The 19,307-nt window shown below is 75.1% G+C and carries 16 protein-coding genes; 3 read left to right on the forward strand and 13 right to left on the reverse strand.

Annotation, left to right across the window (positions count from 1 at the left end; genetic code table 11):
• Positions 1-82 precede the first annotated feature (82 nt).
• A complete protein-coding gene (gene sta, locus B4U46_RS30615; RefSeq protein WP_079430861.1) occupies positions 83-652 on the forward strand; it encodes a streptothricin N-acetyltransferase STAT in 570 nt (189 codons plus the stop codon).
• Here sta and B4U46_RS30620 read toward each other — a convergent pair.
• The 4 genes from B4U46_RS30620 to B4U46_RS30635 form a co-directional block, all read right to left on the reverse strand.
• Entirely contained in the window at positions 628-1,413 is a 786-nt protein-coding gene (locus B4U46_RS30620; RefSeq protein ID WP_079430862.1) for a nucleoside 2-deoxyribosyltransferase domain-containing protein, read from the reverse strand. The two genes, sta and B4U46_RS30620, sit on opposite strands and share 25 nt — an antisense overlap.
• Positions 1,403-2,290 carry an alpha/beta fold hydrolase gene (locus B4U46_RS30625; RefSeq protein WP_079430863.1) on the reverse strand — a complete coding sequence of 296 codons (888 nt, stop codon included), beginning with the start codon at positions 2,288-2,290 and terminating at the stop codon, positions 1,403-1,405. Before B4U46_RS30625 ends, B4U46_RS30620 begins: the two co-directional genes overlap by 11 nt.
• Positions 2,287-3,225, reverse strand: coding sequence for a macrolide 2'-phosphotransferase (locus B4U46_RS30630; RefSeq protein WP_237293180.1), 939 nt, complete (start codon positions 3,223-3,225; stop codon positions 2,287-2,289). The genes B4U46_RS30625 and B4U46_RS30630 overlap by 4 nt, the downstream gene beginning before the upstream one ends.
• Positions 3,226-3,362: 137 nt before the next feature.
• Positions 3,363-4,883 carry an AMP-binding protein gene (locus B4U46_RS30635; RefSeq protein WP_079430864.1) on the reverse strand — a complete coding sequence of 507 codons (1,521 nt, stop codon included), beginning with the start codon at positions 4,881-4,883 and terminating at the stop codon, positions 3,363-3,365.
• Positions 4,884-4,917: 34 nt separating this feature from the next.
• Here B4U46_RS30635 and B4U46_RS30640 point away from each other — a divergent pair, with 34 nt between their 5' ends.
• Positions 4,918-6,534, forward strand: a complete 1,617-nt coding sequence (locus B4U46_RS30640; RefSeq protein WP_237293181.1) for a CocE/NonD family hydrolase — start codon at positions 4,918-4,920, stop codon at positions 6,532-6,534.
• On the opposite strand, the gene B4U46_RS30645 is transcribed toward B4U46_RS30640, so the two are convergent.
• From B4U46_RS30645 to B4U46_RS30685, 9 genes are all read right to left on the reverse strand, one after another.
• Entirely contained in the window at positions 6,499-7,578 is a 1,080-nt protein-coding gene (locus B4U46_RS30645; RefSeq protein ID WP_079430866.1) for a glycosyltransferase, read from the reverse strand. The two genes, B4U46_RS30640 and B4U46_RS30645, sit on opposite strands and share 36 nt — an antisense overlap.
• Before the next feature lie 56 nt (positions 7,579-7,634).
• The gene (locus tag B4U46_RS30650; protein WP_079432092.1) at positions 7,635-8,867 is read right to left on the reverse strand and encodes an ATP-grasp domain-containing protein; all 1,233 of its coding nucleotides are present in this window, start codon (positions 8,865-8,867) and stop codon (positions 7,635-7,637) included.
• Positions 8,860-9,561 (reverse strand): PIG-L deacetylase family protein, encoded by a 702-nt coding sequence (locus tag B4U46_RS30655; RefSeq protein WP_079432093.1) that lies wholly within the window; start codon positions 9,559-9,561, stop codon positions 8,860-8,862. Before B4U46_RS30655 ends, B4U46_RS30650 begins: the two co-directional genes overlap by 8 nt.
• A complete protein-coding gene (locus B4U46_RS30660) occupies positions 9,558-11,588 on the reverse strand; it encodes an NAD-dependent epimerase/dehydratase family protein (RefSeq protein ID WP_079430867.1) in 2,031 nt (676 codons plus the stop codon). The genes B4U46_RS30655 and B4U46_RS30660 overlap by 4 nt, the downstream gene beginning before the upstream one ends.
• A 70-nt stretch (positions 11,589-11,658) precedes the next feature.
• Entirely contained in the window at positions 11,659-12,408 is a 750-nt protein-coding gene (locus tag B4U46_RS30665; RefSeq protein WP_079430868.1) for a hypothetical protein, read from the reverse strand.
• Positions 12,409-12,415: 7 nt separating this feature from the next.
• Positions 12,416-13,450, reverse strand: a complete 1,035-nt coding sequence (gene vioC, locus B4U46_RS30670) for an arginine beta-hydroxylase, Fe(II)/alpha-ketoglutarate-dependent (protein ID WP_079430869.1) — start codon at positions 13,448-13,450, stop codon at positions 12,416-12,418.
• 95 nt (positions 13,451-13,545) lie between these two features.
• Positions 13,546-15,399 carry an amino acid adenylation domain-containing protein gene (locus tag B4U46_RS30675; RefSeq protein WP_237293182.1) on the reverse strand — a complete coding sequence of 618 codons (1,854 nt, stop codon included), beginning with the start codon at positions 15,397-15,399 and terminating at the stop codon, positions 13,546-13,548.
• A 5-nt stretch (positions 15,400-15,404) separates the two neighbouring features.
• Positions 15,405-16,565 carry a capreomycidine synthase gene (gene vioD / locus B4U46_RS30680; protein ID WP_079430871.1) on the reverse strand — a complete coding sequence of 387 codons (1,161 nt, stop codon included), beginning with the start codon at positions 16,563-16,565 and terminating at the stop codon, positions 15,405-15,407.
• 22 nt (positions 16,566-16,587) lie between these two features.
• Positions 16,588-17,979, reverse strand: coding sequence for a KamA family radical SAM protein (locus B4U46_RS30685; RefSeq protein ID WP_079430872.1), 1,392 nt, complete (start codon positions 17,977-17,979; stop codon positions 16,588-16,590).
• 516 nt (positions 17,980-18,495) lie between these two features.
• On the opposite strand from B4U46_RS30685, the gene B4U46_RS39430 reads away from it, so the two are divergent.
• Positions 18,496-19,251, forward strand: a complete 756-nt coding sequence (locus B4U46_RS39430) for a helix-turn-helix domain-containing protein (protein WP_079430873.1) — start codon at positions 18,496-18,498, stop codon at positions 19,249-19,251.
• Positions 19,252-19,307: the final 56 nt, after the last annotated feature.

Here is a 19,307-nt window from a genome sequence, read left to right on the forward strand (position 1 = left end):
CTGTTTCCTGGGGCCTTGGGTCCCGCGGTGCATTCGGCTGAAACCAGACCTCACCGGGGCAGGTCGGTCATAGCCTCGGGTCATGACCACGACCCATGGCAGCACGTACGAATTCCGCAGCGCACGGCCCGAGGACGCCGAGGCCATCGAGGGGCTCGACGGGTCCTTCACCACCAGTACCGTCTTCGAAGTGGACGTCACCGCAGACGGGTTCGCCCTGCGTGAGGTCCCGGTGGACCCGCCGCTGGTGAAGGTGTTCCCCGACGACGGCGGAAGCGACGGGGAGGACGGCGCGGAGGGCGAGGACGCCGACAGCCGTACGTTCGTGGCCGTCGGCGCCGGCGGCGATCTCGCCGGCTTCGCCGCCGTGTCCTACTCGGCGTGGAACCGGCGGCTGACCATCGAGGACATCGAGGTCGCCCCTGGTCACCGCGGCAAGGGCATCGGCCGTGCGCTGATGCGGCACGCGGCGGACTTCGCCCGCGAACGCGGCGCCGGACACCTGTGGTTGGAGGTGACCAACGTCAACGCCCCGGCCATCCACGCCTACCGGCGGATGGGCTTCTCCTTCTGCGGCCTGGACACCGCCCTGTACCAGGGCACCGAGTCCGAAGGCGAGCACGCGCTCTACATGAGCATGCCCTGCCCCTGAGCCGCCAGCAGACGGCTGACGACGGGGCCCCGGCCGTCGCCCGGCGCCACCGTGACGGTCAGCAGCCAGGCGGCGGCCCCCTCCGGCGCCGGCGCCGGGGCGTACCACTCGACACGCGCGTCCAGCAGCCGGTCACCAGCCTCCCGGCGGGCCGTGTACCAGGCCTGGAACTCGTCCGTCCGCCACACCGTCAGCGGCACCGCCCGCTCGCCGCCCCCGCGTACGGCCCCCGGTCCGACCGTGCGCAGGGCGGCCCCGGCCGCCCCGGCCAGGGTCCGCTCCACCGGGACCTGCAGGGCCTCGGCGAAGTGGAGCAGGTAGTCCATGCGCTCAGCCCGGGGCGGCGCCCCGAGCACCGCTCGCCCGGAGCCGCACCACGCGCCCCATTTGACGTTCGACACCAGGCCCGGCAGCCGCGCCATGTCGCGGGGGATCCAGAACAGGACGACGTCGCAACGGCGCATCGCCTCCTCCTCCCAGGCGATCTGGTCGGCGTACGCCGGGTAGGAGCCGCCGGACACCGGCTCGGGCAGGAACACGGCCAGGCGCCCGGCGCCGGACCACAGGGACCGCAGGGCGGCGACGGCGTCCGGCCGCCACGACGGCTCGGCGGGGTCGGCAGGGGTCGGGCCGCACAGGTACACGGCGGCGGTCCACGACCGCGGAGGTTCCTCTCCGACATGGACCACCACGACCTCCGGGGGGACGGAGACGGGGACGGTGGCGGAGGCGGGGGCGGGCGCGGGGGAGTCAGGGGACACGGGACGCTCCGGGGTCGGTCGGGGCCAGGGCGGCGAGGAAGTCGAGCAGGAGGGAGTTGAAGGCCTCGGGGCGTTCCAGGAACCCGAGGTGGCCGGCGTCCGGCAGCTGCGCGTAGCGGGCGCCGGGGATCGCGGCGGCGACCTCCCTGCCCAGCGGGGCGGGCGCCAGCACGTCGTCGGCGAAGCCCACGACCAGGACGGGCACGCCGATCCCGCCGTAGGCGGCCAGCCGGTCGGGGATCGGCCCGGCCGGGGTGCGGCCTGCGGCCGACGGGCCCGTCAGCGCGGCGACTTCGAACAGGTCGAGCCATTCTGCCGCGGCGCCCTCGTCGGCGAGGGTCCTGGGGGAGAGGTTCTGCACCAGGCGTACGAAGGCCTCGTACTCGGCGGGCAGCCGGGTCCCGGCGGCGGCGGTCGCGGCCTCGGCGCGCGCCAGCGCCTCGCCCACCGCGTCGGGCCGGCCCCGGGTCGCCGCGAGCAGGGCGCCGCCCGCCAGGTGCGGTTCGGTCAGGAGCAGTTCCTGTACGGCGAGCGCGCCGAGGGAATGGCCGACCAGGGGGCAGGGCGGCGCGCCGAGCGCCGCCAGCAGCTCCCGCAGCCGCTCGGCCAGGTCCGCCGGACCTCCGGCCGCCGGTCCGTGGTCGAAGGTGACCACCCGGTGGCCCGCCGAGGTCAGCGCGGGCACCTGATGGTGCTCCCAGATCCGCCCGGAGCCTGCGGCGCCCGCGACCAGGACCACCGGCGGCGCTTCCCCCGGCGCGGCGTACGCCGTCCCCGGCGGGACGTGCTCCGGACAGTGGAGGGTGTACGCCGTCCCTGCGGGCGTGTGTCCCGTCCTGCGCCCGTGCCTCCCGGGCCGCTGCGGCGCGGCCCTCACGGCGTCATCCTGCGCAGCGCCGTCTCGGTCCACGCCGGGCGGCCGGTGTCCAGGCCGCGCAGCGCCACGTGGACCCACAGGAAGGAGGCCCGCGCCAGCACGTGCGCCCGCAGGCCGGGACGCACCTCGCCGCCCGCCACCCGGTAGGCCGCCAGGAGGCGGTCGAGGACGGCGGTCCCGCCCGCGTACAGCATGTCCACGAAGTCGGCCGCGGGGTCGCCGACATCGGCGTTGGCCCAGTCCAGCAGCCCGGAGAGGACCGGCGGGCCGGACGGGGGACGCACCACCAGGGTGTGTCCGGGGTGTACGTCGCCGTGGACGAGCGTCAGCCGGTCCGGCCACAGCCGTTCGTCGTCCAGCCAGGCCCGCCAGCGGCGCACCCCGGCCGCGGGCAGGGGCAGTTCGGCGCGGGCGCGGTCGAGCCGGTCCGCGATGCGCGCGCGGACGGAGCCGGGGTCCGCCCCGGCGCGGGCCGCCAGGGCCGGGGAGCCCTCCAGCGCGGTGGTGTGCACCGCGACGAGCGCCCGGGCGAGGGGCTCCAGGTAATGGGCGGGGTGGGCCAGCGGGTCCACCGACCAGCTGTAGACCAGGGTTTCGGGATCCTCCGTGCCGGCCGGGGCACCGGACAGGCGCGGGTAGGCCACCAGGCCGGGGGTGTGCAGGCGCCAGTAGGGCACGGGCACGGGGATCCGGTCGCGTACGGCGGCCAGCACGGCCCCCTCGAAGGCCAGCCGGGCCGAGGCCTCGGCCCGGCGCGGCCGGCGCAGGATCCACCAGGTGCCGTCCGCCGCCCGGACGTGCAGGACCCGGAAGTCCCAGCCCGAGTCGTCGGCGCGGGCGGTCGCCGGGTCCAGGGCCACCCCCAGCCGTCGCGAGGCGTACGCGGCCACGGCCGCCGGGTCCGCCGAATCGCCCAGGACGGTCAGATCCGCCACGGCCGCCGGGTCCGCCGAACCCCCCAGGCCGGTCAGGTCAGCCGGGGCCGCCCTTTCCGCCGTGACGGCCGGATCCGCCGCCCCGGCTGCGGCTGCCCCGCCCCGTCCCCGCCCGGTCGGCGCGCCCGCCGGCCGGCTCACCGGGCCGCTCCCGTCGCGGCCAGGTACCGGTCCCGCGTGGCGGTCCGGTCGACCTTGCCGGTGTGGGTGCGCTCCAGCTCCGCGACCGGTACCAGCAGGCTGGGCACCAGGTGCGGGGCCGTCGACTCCGCGAGCCGGGCCCGCACACCGGAGGCCACCTCGGCGGGGTCGCGGTCCGGCAGCGGGACGAAGAAGGCCGCGAGGGTGCTGTGCTCGCCGCGGTCCACCCGTACGGCTGCCGCCTCCAGCACACCGGAGCAGCCGCCGACCAGGCCCTCCACCTCGACGAGGTCCACCCGGTGGCCCCGGATCTTGACCTGGTGGTCGGAGCGGCCGCGGAAGACCAGTGCGCCCGAGGGCGCCACCGTGACCAGGTCCCCGGTCCGGTACCAGCGGACGCCGCCCTCCTCGCGGAACCGGGCCGCCGTGGCCTGTGCGGCGGAGTGGTAGCCGAGGGCCAGGCCGGGCCCGGACAACAGCAGCTCGCCGCTGTCGTCGACGCGCTGGCCGACGTGCGGCAGGGGCAGCCCGATGGGCAGGTCGCCGCCGGTGTCCGGCAGTTCGGGCGCGCCCGGTCCGGCGAGCTGCACGGCGTGGGTGACCAGGGCCGTCTCGGTGGAGCCATAGGTGTTGAGCAGCCGCACCCCGTCCGCGCCGAGCCGGTGCCAGCGCTCCAGCATGTCGGCGCGCACCGCCTCGCCGCCGATGACCACCGTGCGCAGGGACGGCGGCAGGGTGGCCCCCTGGTGCAGCAGGTCACCGGCCAGGGCGTGCCAGAAGCCGGTCGGCAGCACCGCGACCGTGACCTCCTGGTCCTCGGCGACCTGGGCGAAGCGCTCGCGTGCCGCGTCGTCGAGGATCAGGGTGGCACCCCCGGTCAGGGCCGGCAGGATCTCCTCCAGGCTCGTGTCGCCGCCGGCGCCGTGGAAGTGCAGCACGGTCGCGTCCGGCCCGATGCCGTACAGGGTGCGCAGCGGCGGCACCACGGCGGCCAGCGCCCGGTGCGGCACCACGACCCCCTTGGGTTCGCCGGTGGAGCCCGAGGTGAACAGGACGTACGCCGGGTCCTCGGGCCGGACGCCGCGGTCGGGCCGTACGGCGGTGGCGGCGGGCGTCGCCGCCGCGGGAGCCCAGCGCGGGCGGACCACCCGCGCGAGTGGCGGCTGCCAGCCGGTGCCGGCCGTCGCCACGGCCTCCTCGACGCCGAGCCGGGACAGGACCGACTCCAGCCGGGCCCGGGGATGCGCGGCCTCCAGCGGCACGTACGCGCGGCCCGCCGCGAGGACGCCCAGCAGGGCGGCCACGTCGCGGACCGAGTGGTGCACGACCACCCCGACCGGCGGCTGGGGCCCGTCCGTGCGCGGCGTGACGGAGCCGGCCACCTCCAGCACCCAGGCGGCGAGCGTGCCGTAGCCGACGACGAGCCCGTTGTCGACCACGGCCGGCCGCGCCGGATCGGTACGGGCCGTCTCGAAGAACGGTTCCAGGAAATCAATTCCGGAATTGCCGGGATGCATTGTGAACTTCCTCGTCCTGATGGAATATGGGCGGGTGCGAATTCTTGTGGAATGCGATCTGGAAATACCCCTGCGCGACGGCACCTTATTGACTGCCGACCTCTACCGCCCCGACACCGCCGATCCGGTCCCGGTGCTGGTGCGCCGGACTCCGTACGGGAAATCGGGCGCTCCGGGCGGCGCCTCCGTCGACGGCATGCGCCTGGTCCGCGCCGGCTACGCGCTGTTGGTGCAGGACGTCCGCGGCCGGTTCGGCTCCGGCGGCGCCTTCGAGCCGTACTGGCACGAGGCCGCGGACGGGGCCGACACCGTCGCGTGGGCGGTGCGCCAGCCGTGGTGCGACGGCTCCGCGGGGATGTTCGGCCGCTCCTACGAGGCGATGGCCGCGCTCCTGGCCGCCGCCGAACAGCCGCCGGGACTGGGCGCGATCGTCCCCCACGTGGCCGGGTCGGGCTTCGACGAGGGCTGGACCCGCCAGGGCGGCGCCTTCCAGCTGGGCTTCGTCCTGTACTGGGTGCTCTACGACCTGCTGCTGGACGGGGCCGGACTGGAGGGAGCCGAGCGGGAGGAGGTGGCCCGGGCGGTCGACCGGATCGACGAGCTCTACCGCGACCCGGACGCCGCCTCGGACCTGCTCGACCGGCTGGCCCCGTACTACCGGCAGTGGCGTGAGCACCCGGGCGGCCACCCGTACTGGCGGCGCGCCGCACCGCGCGATGCGTATCCGGCGATCGACGTCCCGGTCCTCCACCTCACCGGCTGGTACGACATATTCCTGGCCGGCGCCCTGGAGAATTACCGGGGAATTCGGGACTGCGGACGATCCTCGCGGCTGGTGGTCGGTCCCTGGTCCCACTGCGTCACGGGCGGCATTTTCCCGCAGCGCCGTTACGGGCTGGCCGCCGACGAACGCAGCATCGACGTCACCGGGCTGCACCTGGACCATTTCGACCGGCATCTGCGCGGGCGGTCCGGCACGGTGGCGGAGCCGGTGCGGCTGTTCCTCACCGGCGCCGACACCTGGCGCACCGTCCCCGACTGGCCCGTCCCCGGTACCCGGGACCTCGTGCTGCACCTGGCCGGCGACCGCCTGACGGCCGCCGGCCCCTCCACGGCCGCCGGCGCCCACCGGCTCCGCCACGACCCGGCCGACCCGGTGCCCACCACGGGCGGCGCCACCGCCCAGCCCGGCCAGTTCACCGGAGGTGACTGCGGCCCGCTGGACCAGCGCGAGGTCGAACGCCGCGCCGACGTCCTGTGCTTCACCGGCGAGGAGCTCACCGAGCCGCTGACCGTCGTCGGCGACACCGTCCTGACGGTGTACCTCACCCCGGACGCCGCGGGCGCCGACGTGGCGGGCAAGCTCGTCGACGTCCATCCCGACGGCCGGGCCGAGCTGCTGTGCGACGGCGTGCGCCGCCTCGCGCCGGGGGCGGACACCGCCCCCGCCCCCGGCGCACCGGTCGAGGTCACCGTCGCGCTGGGCGCGGTCGGCCACGTGTTCCGCGCGGGCCACCGGATCCGCCTGGAGATCGCGGCCAGCAACGCACCGCGCTTCGACGTCCACCCGCCGGTCCCCGCCCGCCACACCGTCCACCACGGCGGCGACCACCCCTCACGCCTGCTGCTGCCGCACCTGGCCGGCGGCTGACGGGCCGGGCGGGCCGGCGGCGTCCGGGTGGAAGACCGAGAGGTCGGCCACCTTCTCGATCCGCCGGCCCGCCTCCCAGTGCGCCCGCCGCAGCCGGCGCAGCTGGGCACCGGTCAGCCTGGTGCTGTGCTGCGGGATGGACCGGACCATCCGCGCCCGCTTGGCGGAGGCGGGGTACCGCTCGCGCACCCGGTAGGGGTCGTTGAGCAGGTGGTGGGCGGTCCCCACGTGGAAGGCCGCCTTCAGCAGCGCGTAGTACGCGGCCGCCCCCACCCCCTTGGCGCGGGCGCAGTGCAGGAGCGTCCGCGACGCCTCCCACAGCCGCCACACCACCGGCACCGCCGGTGTGGTGAAGACGCCGGTCTCCTGGGCGATGCCCTCGCCGACGCCGTAGCGGAAGTAGCTGCGCATGTTGGCGAAGCCGTGCTGGGCGTCGTGGAAGATCCGCGCCTCGGGCAGGTACACCACCGGGATGCCCGCCAGCTGGAGCCGGAAGTCGAACTCCCGGTCCTCGCACCAGTGGATCAGCTCGTCGAAGTGGTAGCCGCCGATGTGCTCGACGATGTCGCGGTTGTAGATCAGCGGCGGGGACAGCGCACTGACGTAGTCGCCCTCGTCGAACTCCCGTACCCGCGCGGTCAGCCGGCTCAGCAGCCCCTCCGACTCGCCGTACACCACCTGGCCCTTGACCACGGGGGCGGTGAGCACCGCGCGGACCATGGCGCGGACCACGCCGGGGGCGAAGGTGCAGTCGGAGTCCATCAGCAGCAGGTACCGGCGGTCCGTGGCGGCGGCCCCCGCGTTGTAGGCGGCGCCCAGGTTGCCGACGTCCTCGATCTCGGTGACGGTCAGCGGGCGGGGGTGCTCGGCGATCAGCTTCAGGACCGCGTCGCTCGGTCCGTTGAGCGCCAGGACGATCTCGACGTCCTCGTCGATCGAGGCGATGCAGTCGGCGATGCGCAGGTCGTCGCGCAGGGCGATGACCACACTGGTCCGGGCGATGCCCTTGTCGACCTCCGCCTCGTCCACCAGGTCGGTGGCCATGTCGTTCTCCCTCGGCAGGCTCGTGTGCGTACGGTGGGCCCGCGGTCCGGGCCCGGTCACTGCGTCCCCGCCTTGAAGCGCAGCGGCAGGGAGTTCAGGGTGCGTTCGGCGATGGCCTCGGCCTCCTGCGGGCGTTCGGCGTGGGCGATCACCCCGGCCAGGACCTCGGCCCCGCCGCGGTAGGGCGGCACCACGGTGCCCGGCCGCAGGTCCAGGCCCCAGAACACGTCGTGCACCCCGGCCCGGCGGGCGACGTCCCGCGGGTCGCCGGCCCACTCGACCACCCCGCCGTCCGCCGGCAGGAACCGCTGCACCGCGGCGCGGCTGTGCCGGGGCCTGAGCTCCGCCAGGTCCAGCGGCCGGCCCAGGGCGAGGCGGACCACGTTGGGCAGCGGGTCCACCCCCGTCGCCAGCCGCATCACCTCGGTGGCGATGCGGGCGCCGGTCAGCCGGCAGGTGATCTCCAGGAGGACCACCCGGCCGTCGCGGGTGCGCAGGATGTCGGTGTTGACCACCGCCGGGTCCAGGCGCAGCGCCGTGGCGCCGCGCCGTACGGTCTCGGTGACCTCCTCGATCTGCTCGTCGGTCAGCCGGCTGGGCAGGGTGTCGCCGCCTTCGAAGAAGTGCGGGGCGAACCGCTCCTTGTTCCCGTACTCCCGGTCGGCGAACCCGAAGCGGTGCAGCGCGCCGTCGACCATGAAGGCCGCCAGCGTGTGCTCGGTGCCCTCCAGGAACTCCTCGACCACGATCCGGCCGCCGGGACTCAGCCGCAGCGCCTCCTGGGCGAGCGCGCGCACCTGGCCGGCGGACTCCGCCTTCAGCACGCCCAGCGAGCCGGTCTGGTCGCTGGGCTTGAGGACCACCGGCAGCCCGATGTCCGCGGCCGCCCGCACCGCCTCGCCGACACTCTCGGCGGTGGCGAACCGCGGCAGGTCGAGCCCGGCGGCGCGCAGGATCCGCAGCCGCCGGTCCTTGAGCGTGCAGTCCAGGGCCGTCTCCAGCGGCAGCCCCGGGCAGCCGAAGCGCCGTGCCAGGGTGCTGATCACCGGCGGGTTGTCCGCGCCCAGGGAGAACACCCCGTCGATCCGGTCGATGCCGGCCGCCGACAGCTCCGCGAGCACCGCCACCGCGTCGTTCGGATCGACGGCGAGCAGGACGTCGGCGGCGGCGCGGGCCCGGTCCGTGGGCCGGTCGGTGGCCACCACCAGTTCCCAGCGGGGCGAACGCAGTTCGGTCAGGGAGCGGTCCATCCCGGAGCCCAGCCCGCAGACCAGCAGCCGGTCAGTCACGGCCGCCCCCCGCCGGACCGGCGGGTACGGCACCCAGGGAGAGCACCTGGAACACCTCCGCGTGCCCCGACCCGGACGACACCGCCCCGCGGTAGCGGGCCAGCCCGCGGATGCCCTCGTCCCACGCGGCGTGCCGCAGCTGGGAGGCGTACGCGCGCATCGCCTCGACCTTGGTCTCGATCTGCCCGTCGATGTCCTCGGCGTACTGGAAGCGGGCCATCGGCGCCCACACCTCGTAGCCGAGCACCAGCCGCGGCGCCGGCATGGGACGGCCGCCCGTCTCCTGGAAGAACTCCGACTGCGCCATCCACAGCGCCTCGACGGTCAGCTGGTGGACCATGCGGTGCTCGACGTCGTCGTCGTTGTCGTGCGGCAGGTACACCACCTGCGGCCGCACCTGCCGCAGGACGCGCACCAGGTCCAGGTGCACCCGGCGGGAGAGGGCGAAGTCCCGTGAGGGCTCGTCCAGGCGGATGCAGCGGTGCACGCCCAGGGCCTTGGCGGCGGCCTCCGTCTCGGCGGCGAACTCGGCGTCGCTCACCGCGTCGTCGAGGGCGCTGCGCTCCCGGCCGATGACGATGACCACCGTCACCCGGGCGCCGTCGCGCACGTGCTTGGCGATGGACCCGCCGCAGCCGATGACGTCGTCGTCGGGATGCGGCGCGACCACCAGGACGTCGCTCACCCCGGTCATGCGCCCGCCTCCGGGGCTTCCCCGGCCCAGCGCGCCCACTGCCCGGTCAGTTCCGCGGCCTCGGCGAACGGGGTGCGCGCCGTGTAGCCCAGGACCCGGCGGGCCTTGCCCACGTCGGCGCGGGCCGTCGAGCGGTACAGGTCGAGCTCCCAGTCGGCAACCGGCTCACCCGCCGCCACCGTCGCGGGCCCGCCCAGGCCCCGCAGTGCGCGGACCGCGTCGAAGAAGGAGCCCCAGCGCAGTTCCTCGGCGTGCCCGACGAGGAACCGTTCGCCGGCGGCCGCCGCGCTGTCGACGGCCAGCAGCACGGCCTCGGCGAGGTCGTCGACGTACACGGCGTTGCACACGCCTCCGCCGCCGTCCGCCGGAAGCTGCGCGAAGTCGCCCTCGGGACGCCGCAGCTGGGCGGTGGTCCACTGGCCGCCCCAGGGGCCGTGGACGACGCCCGGCTGGAGCACCACCGTCTCCAGGCCGTCGCCGTGGGCCTCCACGACCAGCCGCTCGGCGGCGAGCTTCTGCTGCTCGTACTCACGGTCGGCCGGGTCACCCGGCCGGGCGGGGGAGTCCTCGGTCAGGACGCCCGTGACGGCGGGGTCGTAGACGTCGATCGTGCTCAGGTGCACCACGCGGCGCACACCGGCGGCGCGCGCCGCCGCCAGCACGTTCGCCGTGCCCTCCACGGAGGCGGCCCAGCGGCCGGCCTCGTCGCCGGAGCTGCCGAACGCGCAGTGGACCACGGTGTCGCAGCCTTCGAACGCCGCCCGGAGCGTGCCGGCGTCCAGCAGGTCGGCCCGGTGGAACTCCAGCCGGTCCTGCGGCAGCACGGACAGCCGTGCGGCCCGGCCGAAACCGCGGACCACCGGCCGGACCCGGGCCGCGGTGCCGAGGACGAGCCGCTCGACCAGCCTGCCACCGATGAACCCGCTCGCGCCGGTGACCGCCACCGTACGGCCGGCGAGCGCCGGGCCACCGGCGGCCGCGTCGCCGCCGCGGGTGGTCCACGGCTGCGCGGAAGCCTCGCGGGCCGGGCCGCCGTAGCACTCCTGGATCAGCTTCACCACGCGTACCCCGTCCTCGGCGCCGGAGTGCGCGGGTGCGGCGCCGCGCACGGCGGCGGCGAAGTTGGCCAGCTGCTCGGTGAAGAGCAGCTCCCACTCGTCCTGGGCCGGGGCGACGGCGTCCACGTCGCCGCGGTGCAGCTCCACTCCGTCCGCGGTGACCAGGGTGCACTCCCCGGCCGGGAAGTCGGTGCCGATGGTGGCGGTCGCCCGGGTGCCGGTGACCGTGCAGCTGATCCCGAGGTCGCGCAGCCGGCTGAAGTCGCACCGCACGTCGGTGGCGCCGAAGCGCAGCTCGGCGCGGGCGTCGGTCTCCACCCCGCCGAGGGAGTTGTCCTCGTAGCGGACCACCTCGACGTCGGGGCCGAGCCACCACAGCAGGGTGTCGAAGACGTGCGAGGCGGTGTCGGTGAGCACCCCGCCGCCGGCCAGCCGCCGGTCGAACATCGACCAGGACACCGGCTCGTGGGCGTACGGGTGGCCCTCCGACCAGTCGACCCGTACCACCTCGCCGAGGTCGCCGGCGTCGATGAGCCGCTTGATCCAGGCATAGGCGGGGAACAGGCGCCGCGGGTGGGCCATGGCGAGCACCGGAGCGCCCTCGGCGGCGGCGGCCCGGGCCAGCGCCTCGGCGTCCTCCACCGAGGTGGTCATCGGCTTCTCCAGCAGGACGTGCTTGCCGGCTGCCAGCAGCTCCCGCACGATCGGCGCGTGCAGGGTGTGCGGGGCGACGACCACGGCGGCGTCGAAGGCGTCGGCGGCCTCCGCCGGATCGGTGGCGAGCACCACCCGGTCGGCGTCGGTGCCGCCCAGCTCCCGGTAGAGGGCCAGGGCGGCCTCGGTCTGGCGCGGGTCGCGGTCGACGAGCGCCGTCAGCTGGACGTCGCCCTTGAGCGGGGGCAGTGCGGGCAGGTGGCAGCCGCGGGCGGCGGCGCCGCACCCGATGATCGCGAGGCGTACGGGAGGCATGTGTGCTCCAGGGGTCGTTTCAGGAAGGGGATGGCGCGGGGCGGGACGGGCCCGTGGTCCCGCCCCGGTGTCACGGCGTGGGCGGTCCGGCGGGGTGGTGCACCCACACGTTGGGCTCGGTGTACGTGGCGTGGCCGTCCTCGCCGACGCGCAGCGGCGCCAGCGCGCCGGGCAGCAGGTGGTCCCCCGGGCCGGGCAGCGGATGGCCGAGGAACTCCTCCCAGCGGGACACGGGCTGACGGATCACCAGGGAACGCTCGGCCGTGCCCAGCAGGGCGGCGCCGAGTTCGAGATGGGTGCGCAGCCACGGGTCGAAGCAGCGTCCGTCGGGCCGCACCCAGGCGGCGTACGCGCCGATCGGGATCAGCGGGTAGCGGTGCTTGCGGGTGGGCCGGACCGGGATGACCACCCCGCGGGGCGCGTCCTTCGCGGACCGCCGCCGCACCTCGGTCAGCAGCCGCTCGGCGTGGCCTGCCGCCCGGTGCCCGGGGTGCACGGACACCGACAGCATGCACACGGCGTCGGGACGCTCCGGCGGGCCGTGGTCGACGGCTTCCACCAAGACCTCGTCGCTGCCGGACGGCAGCGACGAGGCGCTGCCGTCCCAGCGGACCGGCAGCCCGTTGGCCGCCGCGACCAGAACGCCGTCCTCGTCCACCAGGCACAGCTGGTGGGCGGGGTAGCGCTCGTACATGCCGTGCCAGCGCCAGTTCCCGGGGGACTCCCAGCTCATGAACGCGGGCATGTTGGCGGCGATCAGGTCGTCCACCGCGGGCAGCAGCCACGGGTCGCGGGACAGGTCGGTGAGGGTCGGGGACACCGGCGCGTCAGCCCAGCAGCCGGGTCCGGGCCGTGGCCCGCATCTCGCGCGAGCGCCGCAGGTCGGACGTCACGCACACCCGCTTCAGCCAGCGGTCGGTGCCGTCGTAGCGGGCCTGGAAGGGCAGCCGGCCGTGCACCGCCCGGTGGTTGTCGATGAACAGCACGTCGCCCTGGTCGGCGACGACCTCCCGCATCCCGGCGTCCACCACCTTGAACAGCGCGTCGTAGGCCCGCCGCGCCTCGGTGTCCTCGTCCGGCACGGAGGTGAAGTACGGGTCGAGGCGCATGTACGGGTCCAGGCGCGAGCCGTAGAGCAGCGGGCCGAGCGGCCGCTCGTCGATCATCCGCTGGATGGTGGCGAACCGGGCCGCCTCCTCCTCGGACGCGATCGTGTTGTTCTTCGGCAGGTGCGACTCGTCGGGGGCGATGTGGAAGCGCGGCTCGAAGAGGATGTCGATGTCCTCGTCGGACAGCGACGACAGGTCCAGCTCGCCCACCGTCGTGGGCACGTGGTCGGGATTGCGCAGCGCGCCGAGGATCAGGTAGTCGCTGCGGTACGGGTGGAAGGCGTCCTCGGTGTGCCAGGTCAGCAGCTCCTTGCTGCCCATCCCCAGCTGGTCGTTCTCGTGCTGGCGGATCGGGAAGATGTCGTGCACGAGGTGGCCGTCCTGCTGTGTGGCCCAGCCGAAGGGCTCCCCGAGCAGCGCCGAGTACAGCATGAGCAGCAGTTCCTCGGGGAACTCCGGGCCGGGCCGGCCGCGGCCCCGCCAGTGGCCGGGGGTGGGGCCGATGCGCCGCTGGTCGAAGTCGTGGCCGCGGATCACGGTGTGGCCGTGGCGGTCGGCCAGTTTGAACTCGCGCAGGAAGTCCTGCACGCCCTCGGGCAGCCGGGCCGCCAGCCGCGGCAGGTCGCGCAGCAGGCCGGGGTCGCCGAAGGACGGGTAGGCGGCGGCCAGTTCGAGGCTCAGTTCCGCGATGACGGAGGCCTCCGCGGCCGTCAGGATGTAGCCGGGCGTGGACTGGTCGGTGAGGTTCGACATGCCAACTCTCGCTGAGTGGTCGGGGGACGGGTGCTGCCCGCGGACGGCCGGGGCCGGGGCCGCGGGCCCTCGGTGGTGCGGTGTCGGACGGGTGATCAGGTCCGGGCGGCGGCCCGGCGCTCGGCGAGCGCTCCCGTGAGCAGCCGGGGGGTCGGCGAGGCGAAGAGGGTGCTCGCCCGCAGTCCGGCGGCGGCGGGGTCCGACTCCCGCAGCCGCGCCAGCAGACGCATGGCGAGCAGCGACTGGCCGCCGTGGTCGAAGAAGTTGTCGTCGGGGCCGAGCGCGGGGGCGCCCAGGACCTCGCGGAAGAGAGTGAGGACGGGCTCCAGCGGCTCCTGGGCGGCGTCGACGGCCCGGTCCTGGACCGGCTCACCGGCCCGGGCGCCGGACCGTGCGCGGGCCGGTGCGCCGGCCGGAGCCGGGGCGGCCCAGGCGGACAGCAGGCGCTTGTCCACCTTGCCGTGCGGGTTCTTCGGCAGGACCGACACCCGGTACAGCACCCGCGGCACCGCCCAGTCCGGCAGCTGCGCCTCCAGGGGCGCCACGAGCGCGTCCCGGTCACGGCCCGTCAGCCGGACGGCCTCGCCGGGCAGGGGAGCGGCCGCCGGGTCCGCGGCAACGGTGAAGGCCCACAGGGCGGTACCGGTCGCCGGGTCGGGGAAGACCACCGCCTGTTCCACCCCGGGCAGCTCGCACAGGGCGCGCTCCACCCGGGCCGGCTCCAGCCGGTGCCCGCGGATCTTGACCTGGTCGTCGGCCCGGCCGAGGAAGACCAGCTGCCCGTCGGCGTCGATCCGCCCCAGGTCGCCCGTGACGTACAGCCGGGCCCCGGGCTCGGCGGCGTACGGGTCGGGGACGAAGCGGCGGGCGGTGGCGGCCTCGTCGTCGAGGAAGCCGCGGGCCAGGAGCGGTCCGCCGATGTGGATCTCCCCCGTCTCGCCGTCCGGCACCGGGCGGCCGTCGCGCCGGACGCTGATCCGCACGTCCCGCAGCGGGGTGCCCAGCGGCACCTCCTGCGCGTCGGCCGGCAGCAGCCCGGTGTAGAAGGTGGAGCTGACGGTGCATTCGGTCAGCCCGTAGACGTGGGCGAGGCCGGCCGGCTGCCGTGCCTGCCACGCGCGGTAGGGCCCCGGATCCATCCGCTCGCCGCCCACCACCACCGTGCGCAGCTCCGCCGGGGTGGTCGTACCGTTCGCGGTGAGCCAGCGGGCGTACTCCAGCCAGTACTGGGTGGACAGTTCGACCACGGTGGTCCGGGTCCGGGCCAGGGCGAGGTGCAGCTCCTCGGCGTCCAGGGCCCGGGTGTCCTCCCGGCACACCACGGCCGCCCCGGCGGCGAAGGCCGGGAACACCTCCTCGATCAGTACGTCGAAGCCCAGCGAGGCCACCTGCAGCCAGCGGTCGCGCGGGGTCAGCCCGAGCCGTTCGGCGACCGCCGACGCGAACCGGCCCAGGGCGTCCCGCCCGACGACCGTGCCCTTGGGCCGGCCGGTGGACCCGGAGGTGAAGAGCACGTACGCCACGTCGGACCCGTCGGCCGGCCGCCCGGGCCGGGCCGCCGTCGCCGCGCCGCCGCCGGCGTCCGAGGAGGCCGGTACGAACGCCCCCTCGGGCGCGTGCGCCCCGTCGCCCAGCCACACCGCGGCCGCCGTGCGCTCCACCAGCGCCGCCCGGGCCGCGGGCGGCAGCCGGTCGTCGAGGACGGTGAACCCCGCCCCGGCCTTGAGCGCCGCCAGCATGCCGAGCACGGTGCGGGCGGGGTCGCCGAAGGCCAGGCCCACCAGCTTCCCGGGCCCGGCCCCGCGCGTCGTGAGGGCGGCCGCCCAGGCGTCGGTGAGCCGGTCCGCGTCCTGGTAGGACAGCACCCGGCGGGGGGTCACGAGCGCGGGACCGGCGGCGTGCTCGCGCACCGAGCGGTCCCACAGGCCGAGGACGTCGGGTCCGGCCACGGCGGTCACCGGCCTCCCCCGCGCGAGCGCAGGAACGCCGACAGCCCCGCGAGTCCCGCCCGGAAGCCCTCCTGGGGGCCGCCGAAGCCGAGCCGGGCGCCGTGCGGCGCGCCGAAGGCCGTACCGGGCACGAGCAGGGTGCGGTGGCGGTCGAGCAGCTCCAGGCAGAAACGTTCCACCGCCTCGGGTCCCGCCGCCGCCCGCTCCAGTTCGCGGAAGACCGGCAGCGCGCACACACCGCCCTCCGGCGGGGTCCAGCGGACCAGGTCCTCGTGCTCGGCCATCCACTGCGTCAGGTACGCGAGGTTGCCGCGCGCCTCGGCGGCCCGGGGGGCGATCAGCGCGTCGGCGTGCCGCATGGCCCGTTCCGCGATCAGCTCGACCAGCGGCGAGAGGAACAGCGTGGTCCGGTCGCGCAGCGGGAAGGTGGCGGTGATCAGCTCTTGCGGCGCGACGGCCCAGCCCACCCGCAGGCCCGGCAGGCCGAAGGTCTTGGAGAAGGTGCCGTAGGACACCGTGGGGCCGCCGTCCGCCCCGGGGTCGTCGAGCACCTCCCAGCGGTGGGTGATCTCGGCGGTGGCGGCGTCCCAGACCAGCACGGCGCCGGCCTGCGCGGTCTGCTCCTTGAGGGCCTTCAGCCCCTGCGGGGACAGGGTGGCGCCGGTGGGGTTGTGCGGGAAGTTCACGACGACGGCCGCGGTGCCGGGCGTGACCAGGGCGCTGAGCACGTCGGGGTCGATCTCCCCGTCGCGCACGGCCCCGCCCGGCAGCCGTGCCACCTCGCAGCCGGCGGCCCGGGGGTAGTGGCCCAGAGAGTGGTAGATGCCCTCCTGGACGACCACCCGGTCCCCCGGGCGCAGCAGGGCGCCCAGCGTCAGCGCGATGGCCTCGCTGGAGCCGTGGGTGACCAGCACCCGGTCGGCGTCGCCGCCGGCGTAGCGGTCGGCGATGGCCTGGCGGATGCCCGCCCCGCCCTGGGAGACGCTGTCGTCCATGACGACGGCGTCGAGGTCCGCGGCCGGGATGCCGCAGAGTTCGCGCACTTCGGCGAAGGTGTACGGATGGACCCCGCTGGAGCTGATGTCATGGACGTCGGGGCCGAGGTGCCGGCGGTACCACTCCTCCAGCACCGGAGGGTCTTCACGCCGTGGACGGAGACTGCTCATGGCTGTGCAACTGTCCCTTCTTCTACCCCTGGCGGGTGTCCCGCCACCACCGCTGCCCGGAGAGCGGGAGCGTGTCGATGGGGTCGTAGTAGTGGTACGAGCCGCTGTGGGCGTCCGGATCCGCCGCCTCCAGCGGGGTGAGATAGCTCTTGCTCCAGTGCGACACCCCGAGCTCGCGGTCGTAGGAGTCGGCTTGGTCCACCCATCGCTTGCCGGCCATCGGCACGTCGCAGACGATGCGCGGGGTGGCGAACCCCGGCAGGTAGCCCATGATCTGACGCTGGATCACCTGCGCCCGGTGCAGCGGCACCCGCCAGTGCTCGGCGTTCGGGATCATGTCGCACATGTAGAAGTAGTACGGAGTGACGCCGGCGTGGTCGGCGAGCGCGAAGCACAGGTCCAGCAGGTCGTGCGCGCTGTCGTTGACCCCGCGCATGAGCACGCCCTGGTTGCGCACGTCGTGCAGGCCGGCGCCCAGCAGCGCCCAGGCGGCTCGCGCCACCCCGGGCGTCACCTGCTGGGCCGCGTTGGCGTGGGTGTGCAGCGCGATCCGCACGCCGCGCGAGCGGGCCGTACGTGCGAGGCGCTCCACGCCCTCCAGCACCGGGCCGGAACTCCAGTGCTGCGGCAGCCCGACCAGCCCCTTGCTCGCCAGCCGGATGTCGCGGACGGAGTCGATCTCCAGCAGGCCGGCCACGAACCGCTCCAGCCGCGGCCACGGCAGGTTGGCCAGGTCGCCGCCGGAGACCACCACGTCCCGGATGCCGGGGGAGGCGCGCAGGTGCTCCAGGATCCGCTCGGCCCGGTCGGCCGGCTTGAGCAGGAGCCGGTTCTTGGTGACCTGGGGAGTGGAGTTGCCCACCAGGTCCATCCGCGTGCAGTGCCCGCAGTACTGGGGGCAGGTCGAGAGCAGTTCCGCCAGCACCTTGGTGGGATAGCGGTGGGTGAGCCCCTCCACCACCCACATGTCCTGTTCGTGCAGCGAGTCCCGGCTGGCCATCGGGTGCGAGGGCCACTGCGGGTGCCGGTCGGAGAAGACCGGCAGCATGTAGCGGCGCACCGGGTCGTCGTAGAAGGCCTTGGTCAGCTCGCCGGGGCGGGCCGCGGCCGCGTCCGGGGCCATGGTGTTGACCATCTGGGGCGGCAGCAGCACCGACATGGTCGCCCGGTGCCGGCGGTCCTGTTCCCAGTCCTCGTAGAACTCCTCGTCGAGCAGGTCGCCGACGACGGCGCGCAGTCCTCTCGCGTCCTTGACGCAGTGGGCGCGCTGCCACTGGGGGTCCGCCCACTGGGCTTCGGTGACATCCCGCCATCCGGGGAAGCGCCGCCAGTCCGGTTCCACGAGGGGGCTTCTCCGGTACGTGTAGACGCCTTCGATCGCCGCTGATTCCGTCTGGCTGCGTGCTGTGTCCACCAACCCGCCACCCATTCCCGTCGCTTTCGGCCGTATCGCCTGACGGCAACCGATCTTGCAGAGCCCCGGAGTTGTACACGAGGGCCGGTTGTACGGGGCGCTCGGCGGGTTCGGCCCTGTACAACATCACGCCGAAGGCGGATAGTTGTACTGAGCATTGGACCGCGGGCGCCTTGTGCGGCACGGCGTCGCGTGCCGACAAGCGGAACACGCGGCGAACCTCTTCGGACGCCCCGGCCCCGGGTGCGGGTAAGGGCAGCCTTATTCGGACGAACCCGGCCGAATGGTGGCCGGATTCCTCGGATGGCGATTGATCGATATGCCGGGGGCATGTACCAATGTCCGAGAGGTCCCGGTGCGGCGGCCCCGGTCGCCCGGGGGCCCGGCAACCGGCCGTCACGCCGGGTGCGTCCGCCGGCCAGCAGGTTGTACGGCGCGACGAAGACCCGCGCTTCGCTCGACACCATCCACCACCAGGGGAGAAGCATGCCCAGGCCAGAGCGGTTGTTGGACCCCATGGCAGGACCGCTGGAGGAATTCGCCCACGAACTGCGCGGCTTACGCAGGCAGGCGGGCAACCCCTCGTACCGGACGATGGCGAAGCGGGCCCACTACTCCGTGGCCACCCTCTCCGAGGCGGCCCGCGGACTGCACAAACCCTCCTTGAAGGTGACCCTCGCCTACGTGGTGGCGTGCGGCGGCGATCCGGAACCCTGGACCCGCCGCTGGAACCGCCTCAGCAGCGAACTGGCGGAAAACGGCAGACCCTCCGGAGGCCGCCCGGCATCCGCCACCGGCCCGGCATCCGCCACCGGCCCGGCATCCGCCGCCGGCCCGGCATCCGCCGCCGGCCCGGCATCCGCCGCCGGCCCGGCGGCCGCCCGGCCCGGCGCCGGACGCGGTCCCCTGCAGGGCGAACCGGCCCCCGCCCCCCGGGCAGCCGCCGCCTTCCCTCCGGCCGCGCCGCCCCCGCCCGGCGCGGTGCCCCGCCGGCCCGCGCCGCCCGCGGCCGGGCCGCGCTCCGGCGGTCCCCGCCGGACCGGCACCGGCACCCGTACCGCCGCCCCGGCCGGCGCCGCCGCGCGCCGCCCGGCCGGGGACGCGCTGACCGCCGACGAACGGGCGGAACTGCGCCGGCTGCGCGACGAGGTCGAGGAACTCCGGCACGCGAACGAGGTGCTGAAAGCGGCCTCCGCGATCTTCGCCGCGGATCTCCGCACAAAGTCCCAGGTCGTGTACAACCCGGCGGACCGACAAGATCCGTTGCCGTGACCGGACGCCGAGCGCCCCGACAGGGCCCGAGGCGGAACCGGAGGATCCGACCGACC

The organism is Streptomyces katrae, assembly GCF_002028425.1.
Taxonomy (GTDB): Bacteria; Actinomycetota; Actinomycetes; order Streptomycetales; family Streptomycetaceae; genus Streptomyces; species Streptomyces katrae_A.